Raw genomic sequence first — 9,070 nt, 5'->3', positions numbered from 1 at the left:
ATCCCCAAGCCCGCAGGCTCAGGCAACCGTCAACGCGCCACCGGGGTCCGCGTCAAGCCTCCCGGGGATCCAGCACCTCGAAGCCGTCCATCCCGAACAGCACCGATCCAACTTCGTCGACGGTGGTGGTCTTCCTCCTGAGCAGCCTCAAGCACTGATCAGGTTGCGAGACCACGACCACCTACCGGTGGACCCCCCACCACACGAACCCTCCCCGCGGAACCTCGGAGACCGGCAATTGCACGCGGGCCACTGCCTGTCACGTGGAGTGCGTACAGACAGGTCACGCGAAGAACAGGGGAGGACCGGAATGGGCACTCGGATGAAGACGATTGCGGTCGCTGCTGCCGTGTCAATGCTGTTGTTCGGGGGATGCGGGTCGAAGGACGGGTCCGGATCACAAAGCAGTGGAAGCACGGTTTCGCCGGCGAAGTTGTCCTCGGCCCTGCTCACCATCTCCGATATGCCGACGGGCTGGACCGAAGGGACGGGAGAGACTACGACGTCAACCGAGTCCAGCTCGGACGGCGGGAGCAACAGCTTCAACGATGTGCTGTGCCCCGAGTCGGCAGCGGCCCTGCCTGATTCATTCACGGATCTCGGCGAGGCGGACTCGTCGGCTACTTCATCGGCGTGGGTGGAGTTCTCCAAGTCGTCGATGGGGCCATTCCTCATGCAGGGCGCAGTATCCGGGTCCGGCAGTGCCGACAAGCGGTTCGACACCATCAAGAGTGCCTTGGAGGGGTGCAAGGGCAAGACCTGGGACGACACCGACAAGGAAGGTGTGAAGACGACCTACTCGCTCGCGCCCGTATCCGCGCCGAAGCTGGGTGATCGCTCCTTCGCCTACCGGATCACCGGAGACGCCAGCATGGGCGAGCTCACCTTCGATCTCATCATGGGCCAGAAGGGGGACGTGCTCATCACGCTGATCTCGGTGTCGTTGATCTCCCCGTTCGGCAGGGAGTCGATCTCTGCCGACGAGATGAAACAGATCGTCGACACTGCGAACAGGAAGCTCGCCGAACTCTGACCGGAAGGAGCCTCGCTTCGAGCAGCAGGCCCCAGCGGAGGTGGCCCACTCGATGAACTGGATTCCCCGGTGTGTCGAGGGTTGCTGGCACAGCCGCGACGACAGTGTCCATCACGGCCAGCTTCGGACGGCCGTCGAGCAAGCACACACTGGATCCGCTGTGACCATTCTTCACACTGGATCCAAAACGGGCGACGCCCAGGCCGGAGACCTGGGCATTCGTGGTGTCGGAGGGGGGACTTGAACCCCCACGCCCTTGCGGGCACTAGCCCCTCAAGCTAGCGCGTCTGCCTATTCCGCCACTCCGACGTGGCCTCCGGAACGGCGGCTTCCCCGCACCGGAGCGAGCGGCCACTCTAGCGCGGGCCCTCCTCGATCCCGAAGCCGGCTGCGGGCCACGTCACTGCCCGCTCAGCGCCCCGACGACCGGCGCGAACACCCTGGCCTGCTCCCCGGGGATCACGTGGTACGAGTAGCCCCACCGCTCCCGCCGCTCGTGCAGCCGCTCGGCGATCTCGGTCGGCGAGCCGATCAGGGTGAGCGGCGACTCCAGCACTGACGCCGGCTCCGTCCCGAACCCCGGCGCCAGCAGCGACGCGAACCCGGCGCTGTCGTCGGTCACCTGCGCGACCGCCAGCCAGGCGTTCAGCTCCAGGTCCCCGAAGCGCTCCCCCGCGCCCTCCTTCACCCAGTGCACCTTCTGGTCGATGCGGTCGGCCAGCGCGTCACGGGCGGCCTCGGCGTCGATCTCCCCGGAGTGGATCGACGCGTTCACGCCGACGATGTCGGCGGTCGCGCCGGCGAAGCGCAGCACCCGAGGCGCCCCACCACCGATGATGATCGGCGGCCCGCCCGGCCGGTACGGCGCCGGCGTGCCCTCCAACTCGGTGATCGTGTAGTGCTCCCCGTGGAAGCTGAACGGCCCGGGGGCGAAGAGACCCTTGAGCACCGTCGTGTGCTCGATCAGCCGGCTCACCCGCACCCCGGGCCGATCCATGGGGATGCCGGATCGCTCGTAGTCGGTGCGCTTCCACCCCGCGCCGAGGCCCACCTCCAGCCGCCCTTCGGCGAGCTGGTCGATGGTCGCCAGCTCCCGGGCCAGCCCCGCCGGATGGCGGAAGTCACAGTCGAACACCAGCACCCCCACGTTGAGGGTGGTCGTCACCGCGGCGGCCGCGGCAGTCAACGCGATCGGCCCGGGTCCCTCGTCGAAGTGATCGGGCAGGAACAACGTCGAGTAGCCGAGGTCCTCGAGCTCGCGGGCGCTGTCGAGCCACGTACGTCCGGGCAGCGGCTCGTGCAGCTCAGCGGCAAAGCGGAAACGGCGGGGATGTGCCATCCCCTGGTTCTAGCTCGCGGGTCGGCAGCCCGTCGGCTGGCCCCGCCGGCTGGCCTTGCCGGACGACGCTGACCCTCGCGCAGCCCGCTCGCCTAGTCCGCCAGCCACAGCGAGGTGACGTCGAATGTCCCGTCCAACCGACCCGCGAACCCGTTCACCCGCGGCGCGACCACCTGGTTCGTCACGAGCTGCACCACCGGGATCGCCACCCCGTCGCCGAGCAGGCGCTGCTCGGCCTCGCGGTAGAGCGCCTCCCGTGCCGCCGCATCCGGCGTCGCCCGCGCCCGGATGATCGCGGCGTCCACCGCCTCCGAGCTCACCCCCACCACGTTGTCGCGCGACCCCGACAGGAACGGCGGGCCGAGGTACGCCTCCTGGGTGGGATTGATGCCTACCCAACCGAAGCTGAACACGTCAGCCTCCCCGCTCACCACGAACGACCGGTACTCTTCGAAGGGCTTCACCCGGTGCTCCACCGGGATGCCGACCGCCTGCAGGTCGGCGGTGACGGCCTCGATCAGCTCGATCTGACTCGGATCGTCGTAGGTGTCGAGCACCACGGTCGTGGTCACCGGCCCGCCGCCGAACACCTCGGCCAGCAGCGCCCGCGCCCGGTCCGGGTCGTAGGCACACGCGGTGGTGCAGGCGTCATCCGCGGCGCCCGGCACCCCGGCCGCGACCAGCCCCCTCAGCGGGAGGCGACCGGGAAAGACCTGACGTGCGATCCCCTCCCGGTCGATGGCGGCCACGATCGCCTGGCGGAACCGCACGTCGGCGTAGGCCGGATCGTGCTGGTTGATACCGAACCACAGCTCCGCCCCGAAGCTGCGGAACGCGCCGGTCCCGTACCTGGCCGCCGCCTCCGCCAGCGTCTCCCGCTCGGCGGGCACGAGCGACCAGTCCACCCGCCCGTCCTCGAAGGCGGCGTACGAGTCACCGACCGTGTCGAAGCCCACCAGCTCCACTGCGTCGGGCCCCGCGGCCTCCCCGGCCGGACCCGGCGCCCGCTCCAGGCGCACGACCGAACCGTCACGCCCGACGAACCGGTACGGCCCGGACCCCACCGGCTGCTCCCCGAAACGGTCCCCTGCGGCCTGCACCGCGGCCCGGGGGACGATGCCGTAGAGCGGTGATCCGAGCAGCTCCGGCAACTGGGTGTAAGAGACCGCCAGGTCGATCTCGAGCGTGCGCTGGTCGAGCACCCGCACCCCCGACAGCTCCGAGGCCGTCCGCTCGACCGCCAGCGCCTCGTAGCCGGCCACGATGTCGAGCCGGGTGCCAGCGAGCGACGCGCTCCCCAGGCGGGCCAGTCGCTCCAGGGTGAACTTCACGTCCTCCGCGGTGATCGGCGAGCCATCGGCGAAGACCCGGTTCCGCAGCACGATCCGCCAGCGGCGGTGGTCCTCCGATGGCTGGAACGACTCAGCCAGATCCGGCTCCGCGGGGTTCGCATCGGTGGCCAGCGAGTCGTAGAGGAGGTCGATTGCGATCATCTCGGCCTGCTCGGTGGGCACCGCCAGGGCGGGGTCGAGCGCCGTCGGGCCCGCGACGCCCAGACGCAAGGTGCCGCCTGGCCGGAAGCCCGCCTCGGTGGTGGGTGCAGGCTGGCTCTCCTCCGCACCCGAACAGGCCACGGCGCTCGCGGCGAGCGCGAGCGCGACCACCGCGGCGAGGAGGCGCCTGCCGTTGCGCCGCCTCGCCTCCACGGCCCGCGGGCTCACCCGTTGTTGAGCAGCAGCGCCAGACCGACCGAGGTGAACACGAAGATGAGCGCCGCCACCACGGTGATGCGGTCGAGGTTCTTCTCGACCACCGTGGAGCCGGCCGCCGAGGCTCCCAGGCCACCACCGAACATGTCCGACAGGCCTCCACCCCGGCCGCTGTGGAGCAGGACCAGCAAGATCAGGCCCATCGACACGATGATGTGGAACCCGAGGACGATGGCGGTCAGCACGGCGAACCACGCTACCAGCGGTCGCCGCCGAACGCAGACCGCCGCTCCGACCGGCTGCGGACCGACGCCCGAGCAACCTCGGACCGCCGGTCAGACGGCCAGGCGGTAGCGGACGATCTTGGCGAACTCGTCGGGATCGAGGCTGGCGCCGCCCACCAGCGCCCCGTCGATGTCGGGTTGGGCCATCAGCTCGGCGATGTTGGCGGGCTTGACCGACCCGCCGTACTGGATGCGCACCGCCGACGCCGTCGGCTCATCGAAGAGGTCGCCCACCGTGGCCCGGATCGAACCGCACACCGCCTGCGCGTCCTCGGCGGTGGCCGTCTTTCCGGTGCCGATGGCCCAGATGGGCTCGTAGGCGATGACCATCGACGCCACCTGGTCGGCCTTCAGGCCGGCGAGGCCCGCCTTCACCTGGCCCAGCACCTTCTCGTCGGTCCCACCCGCTTCGCGCTCCGCCAGCGTCTCGCCCACGCACAGGATCGGGGTCATCCCGAACCGCAAGACCGCCTTGACCTTCTTGTTCACCACCTCGTCGGTCTCGCCGAACAGCTCCCGGCGCTCGCTGTGCCCGACGATCACCAGGCTCACGTTGAGCTTGGCCAGGAACGCCGGCGACACCTCCCCCGTGAACGCGCCCTTCTCCTCGAAGTAGCAGTTCTGCGCGCCGAGCAGGATCGGGATCTTGTCGCTCTCGAGCGTGGTCTGCACCGAGCGGATGTCCGTGAACGGTGGGTGCACCGACACGTCCACCAGCTCGTAGTCCTCCTTGTCGAGGCGGTAGCCGAGCTTCTGCACGGTCTGGATGGCCTCGAAGTGGTTGTGGTGCATCTTCCAGTTGCCGCTGATCAACGGCTTGCGGCTGGGCTTCTTCTCAGGCATTCGGCGCTCCCCGCAGGGCCTCGAGGCCGGGGAGGTCGCCGAGCTCCAGCAACTCGAGCGACGCCCCGCCACCGGTGGACACGTGATCGATCGCCGCCGCGAGGCCGAACTGGTCGAGCGCGGCCGCGCTGTCCCCTCCGCCCACGACGGTGAAGCCCGGCGCGTCGGCCATGGCGCCGGCGATGGCCTTCGTCCCCGCTTCGAAACGTGGGTCCTCGAACACCCCCATCGGGCCGTTCCAGAACACCGTGCGGGCGGCCTGGATCACGTCGGCGAACTCGGCCGCCGAGCCCGGTCCGATGTCGAGGCCCTTCCACCCGTCGGGGACGTCCGCGCCCACCTGGCGCACCTCGCCCCCTGCGTCGGGGTTGCCGACCTCACCGCCGGGGCCGAGCGCGGTGATGTCGATCGGCAGGTGCAGCTTGTCGCCCTCCCGCTCGAGCAGCTCCCGGCAGGTGTCGACCATGTCCGCTTCCACCAGCGAGTCGCCGACGGTGTGGCCCTGGGCCTTGAGAAACGTGAAGCACATCCCGCCGCCGATGATCAGTGAGTCGGCCACCCGCAGCAACGCGCCGATCACCGCCAGCTTGTCGCTCACCTTGGCCCCGCCCAGGATGCACACGAACGGGTGCTCGGGATCGGTGCGGAGCGGGAGCAGCACGTCGACCTCACGCTGGAGCAGCCGCCCCGCTGCGGAGGGCAACAGGCGGGGTGGGCCGACGATCGAGGCGTGAGCCCGATGCGAGGCGCCGAACGCGTCGTTGACGTAGAGGTCCTGGCCCTCGACCAACTTGGCGACGAACGTCGGATCGTTGGCTTCCTCACCCGGGTCGAACCGTAGGTTCTCGAGCAGCTCCACCCCGGGCGCCAGCTCGGCCAGCACCCGGCGGACAGGCTCGATGGAGTACCTGGGATCGGGCTTGCCCTTGGGCCGGCCGAGGTGACTGCACGCGGTCACCCGGGCGCCGCGCTCGGTCAGCCACTCGATGGTGGGTAGCGCGGCCCGGATGCGGAAGTCGTCGACGACCACCCCGTCCCTGATGGGGACGTTGAAGTCCGCTCGGAGGAGGACCCGGCGACCCTCGACGTCGCCCAGGTCCTCCAGGGTCGGAAGGCTGCCGGGGCTCACCTGTTCGCGGCGCCCACGATCTGCACCAGATCGACCAGCCGGTTCGAGTAGCCCCACTCGTTGTCGTACCAGCCCAGCACCTTGACCAGGTTGCCCATGGCCATGGTCAGCTTGGAGTCGAAGGTGCACGACGCCGGCGAGCCGACGATGTCCGTGGAGACGATCGGCTCATCGGTGTACTCCAGCACCTTCGCCAGCGGGCCCGATGCGGCCGCCGCGGCGAACGCCTCGTTCACCTGCTCGACCGTGACCTCCTGGGCGAGCACACCGACGAAGTCGGTGATGGACCCGTCCGGCACCGGCACCCGCAGCGCGGTACCGTCGAGGCGGCCCTTCATGGCCTGCAGGACCAGACCCGTCGCCCGAGCGGCGCCGGTGGACGAGGGCACGATGTTGATCGCCGAGGCCCGAGCCCGGCGGAGGTCTTTGTGGGGGCCGTCGACCAGGTTCTGGTCGCCGGTGTAGGCGTGCACGGTGGTCATCAGGCCCTTCTCCACCCCGAAGGCGTCGTCGAGCACCTTGATCATCGGCACGAAGCAGTTCGTGGTGCAGGAGGCGTTCGAGACCACCTTGTGGTTGGCCGGGTCGAAGGTGTCGTCGTTGACGCCCACCACGAAAGTGGCGTCTGCTTCCGTGCAGGGAGCGGAGACGATCACGAAGGGCGCGCCCGCGTCGAGGTGCGCGGCGGCCTTCTCCCGGGTGGTGAAGATGCCGGTCGACTCGACCACCACGTCGACACCGAGCTCGCCCCACGGCAGCTCCTTCGGGTCACGGATGGCAGTGATCTTGAGCAGCTTGCCGTCGACCTCGATGCCGTCGCCGGTGGGCTTCACCTCGGCGTCGAGGCGACCCATGACCGAGTCGTACTTGAGCAGGTGGGCCATCTCGGCCACGTCCCCGAGATCGTTGGCGGCCACGACCTCCACGTCAGCGCCCTGCTGGCGCACCGCCCGGTAGAAGTTGCGGCCGATCCGGCCGAATCCGTTGACCCCGACACGAATGGTCATCCCAGCAAGCCTCCCTGGTGGCGAACCTCCCTATCGCACCACGCCGGACCGTTCGCCTGCCAGTTCGGGGCCGGTCCCCTCGCTCCCCTTGTCAACCGGCCTGTCAAACGCGTGCCACAGCACGCGTTTGACCGGCCAGAACGCGAGCACCGCCCAACCGGCAGGCCGAACGCGTGCCAGAGCACGCGTTCGACCGGCCAGAACGGGAATGCCGGGTGAACCGGCCAGCACGACGGGCGACGGGCCAGGGAGGGGTCAGCGGTCGATGTCGCGGTGGACGACCTTGGGGTCGTAGCCCTGCTCGCCCAAGCGGCGGGCGATCTCCTCGGCGATGGCCACCGAGCGGTGGTGCCCGCCGGTGCATCCGAAGGCGATCGTCAGGTAGCTCTTGCCCTCCGCCACGTACGCGGGCAGCAGGAGCTCCAGCAGCGACGTCAGCTCGTCGAGGAAGACCCCGGTGACCTCGTGACCCATCACGTAGGCCTTCACCCGCTCGTCGGTACCCCGCAGGGGGCGCAGCTCGTCGACCCAGTGCGGGTTGGGCAGGAATCGGCAGTCGATCACCAGGTCGGTGTCGAGTGGGAGGCCGTGCTTGTAGCCGAACGACATCACCGTGGTCTGCATCCCGGCCTCGGGCGATTCGGCCTCGAACAGGTCGAGGATCCGTGACCGGAGCTGGTGCACGTTCAGCTCGCTGGTGTCGACCACCACGTCGGCGTGCTCCTTGACCGGCTCGAGCAGCGCCCGCTCGGCTTCGATCGCGCCGGCCAGACCCCGCCCCTCGTGGTCGAGCGGGTGGCGCCGGCGGCTCGACTCGTACCGGCGGACCAGCACGTCGGTGGAGGCCTCGAGGAACAGGATCCGCAGCCGCAGGCCCTGTGCGGCCAGCCCGTCGAGTGCCGGGAGCACCTCGTCGTGGTACGGGCCCGTGCCGACCACCAGCACCACCTTCGAGATGCTGGAGCCGGGGGCGCCGGCCAGCTCGGCGACCTTCTGCATGAGCGACGGCGGCAGGTTGTCGATCACGAACCAGCCCAGGTCCTCGAGGATGTCGGCCGCCTGGGATCGCCCGGCGCCCGAGAGCCCGGTGATCACCACGAACTCGCTCACCACGAGTCAGGGTACCGGGGTGGTCATCGCCGCCGGGTGATGACCACCGCCAGCCGCGGGATGCTCGCCGCGTCCTCGTACTCGGGCGCCCGGGCGAGGAACCCCGGTGGGGGCGCAGGTTCGAGCATCCGCTCCAGCACCAGCCCCGCATCGGCGAGCGCGTTCAGGTAGCGCGACAGCGGGCGATGCACGAACCGGATGTGGACGCCCTTCTCCACCTCCTCGACGGTGCTGCTCTCCGGCAGGTAGGGACCCACCCGCCAGTACTGCTCCGGTGGGTCGAGTACCTGGTCGTCGATCCAGCCGCTGCCCGGCGTCTGGAGCAGCGGGTGGTTGAGGAACAGCACGAACCGCCCGCCTGGTCGCAGCGCCCGGGCCACCTCGCCGATCGCCTCGTCGAGCGCGTCGATGTGCTCGAACACCAGGCACGCCACCACCGCGTCGAACGAGCCGGTGGCCACGGGGAGCCGGGCCGCCTCTGCCCGCACGTACCGTGGCCCACCACCCCGCCGGCTGGCCTCGACGACCTGCGCGGTCGTGGGGTCGATCCCCATCACCCGGCTCGCCCCACCGGCGGCCACGGCCCGGGCCACCTGCCCCTCCCCCGTACCCACCT

The 9,070-nt window shown here is 69.9% G+C and carries 9 protein-coding genes and 1 tRNA gene; 1 reads left to right on the top strand and 9 read right to left on the bottom strand.

Annotation, left to right across the window (positions count from 1 at the left end):
• The first annotated feature begins 322 nt into the window (after window positions 1–322).
• Window positions 323–1,033 (top strand): hypothetical protein, encoded by a 711-nt coding sequence (locus V7004_RS13925; protein ID WP_334144715.1) that lies wholly within the window; start codon window positions 323–325, stop codon window positions 1,031–1,033.
• A gap of 222 nt (window positions 1,034–1,255) precedes the next feature.
• Here V7004_RS13925 and V7004_RS13920 read toward each other — a convergent pair.
• The 9 genes from V7004_RS13920 to V7004_RS13880 all read right to left on the bottom strand — a co-directional run.
• Window positions 1,256–1,342, bottom strand: a tRNA-Leu gene (locus V7004_RS13920).
• Window positions 1,343–1,433: 91 nt separating this feature from the next.
• Window positions 1,434–2,372: a TIGR03621 family F420-dependent LLM class oxidoreductase gene (locus tag V7004_RS13915; protein WP_334144714.1), complete on the bottom strand. Its 939-nt coding sequence runs from the start codon at window positions 2,370–2,372 to the stop codon at window positions 1,434–1,436.
• Between the two features lie 92 nt (window positions 2,373–2,464).
• Entirely contained in the window at window positions 2,465–4,093 is a 1,629-nt protein-coding gene (locus V7004_RS13910; protein WP_334144713.1) for an ABC transporter substrate-binding protein, read from the bottom strand.
• Window positions 4,090–4,314 carry a preprotein translocase subunit SecG gene (secG, locus tag V7004_RS13905; protein ID WP_442968071.1) on the bottom strand — a complete coding sequence of 75 codons (225 nt, stop codon included), beginning with the start codon at window positions 4,312–4,314 and terminating at the stop codon, window positions 4,090–4,092. Before secG ends, V7004_RS13910 begins: the two co-directional genes overlap by 4 nt.
• 102 nt (window positions 4,315–4,416) lie before the next feature.
• On the bottom strand, window positions 4,417–5,208 hold the full coding sequence (gene tpiA, locus V7004_RS13900; protein WP_334144711.1) for a triose-phosphate isomerase: 792 nt from the start codon (window positions 5,206–5,208) through the stop codon (window positions 4,417–4,419).
• Entirely contained in the window at window positions 5,201–6,337 is a 1,137-nt protein-coding gene (locus V7004_RS13895) for a phosphoglycerate kinase (RefSeq protein ID WP_334144709.1), read from the bottom strand. Before V7004_RS13895 ends, tpiA begins: the two co-directional genes overlap by 8 nt.
• Window positions 6,334–7,344, bottom strand: a complete 1,011-nt coding sequence (gene gap, locus V7004_RS13890) for a type I glyceraldehyde-3-phosphate dehydrogenase (RefSeq protein WP_208027888.1) — start codon at window positions 7,342–7,344, stop codon at window positions 6,334–6,336. The genes V7004_RS13895 and gap overlap by 4 nt, the downstream gene beginning before the upstream one ends.
• A 255-nt stretch (window positions 7,345–7,599) precedes the next feature.
• Entirely contained in the window at window positions 7,600–8,454 is an 855-nt protein-coding gene (gene rapZ / locus V7004_RS13885) for an RNase adapter RapZ (RefSeq protein ID WP_334144706.1), read from the bottom strand.
• 23 nt (window positions 8,455–8,477) lie between these two features.
• A partial coding sequence (locus tag V7004_RS13880; RefSeq protein WP_334144705.1) for a class I SAM-dependent methyltransferase occupies window positions 8,478–9,070 on the bottom strand: 593 nt, incomplete at its 5' end.

The sequence above is a fragment of the Rhabdothermincola sp. genome (assembly GCF_036846205.1).
Classification (GTDB): domain Bacteria; phylum Actinomycetota; class Acidimicrobiia; order Acidimicrobiales; family Acidimicrobilacustridaceae; genus Rhabdothermincola.
The sequence above is the reverse complement of the archived record's forward strand: the minus strand, read 5'-3'. Positions and strand labels throughout refer to the sequence as shown.

Bases quoted from the DNA above. Each gene is read 5' to 3' on its own strand.
- tpiA (WP_334144711.1), bottom strand. From the start codon at position 5,208: ATGCCTGAGAAGAAGCCCAGCCGCAAGCCGTTGATCAGCGGCAACTGG.
- V7004_RS13915 (WP_334144714.1), bottom strand. From the start codon at position 2,372: ATGGCACATCCCCGCCGTTTCCGCTTTGCCGCTGAGCTGCACGAGCCG.
- gap (WP_208027888.1), bottom strand. From the start codon at position 7,344: ATGACCATTCGTGTCGGGGTCAACGGATTCGGCCGGATCGGCCGCAAC.
- V7004_RS13925 (WP_334144715.1), top strand. From the start codon at position 323: ATGAAGACGATTGCGGTCGCTGCTGCCGTGTCAATGCTGTTGTTCGGG.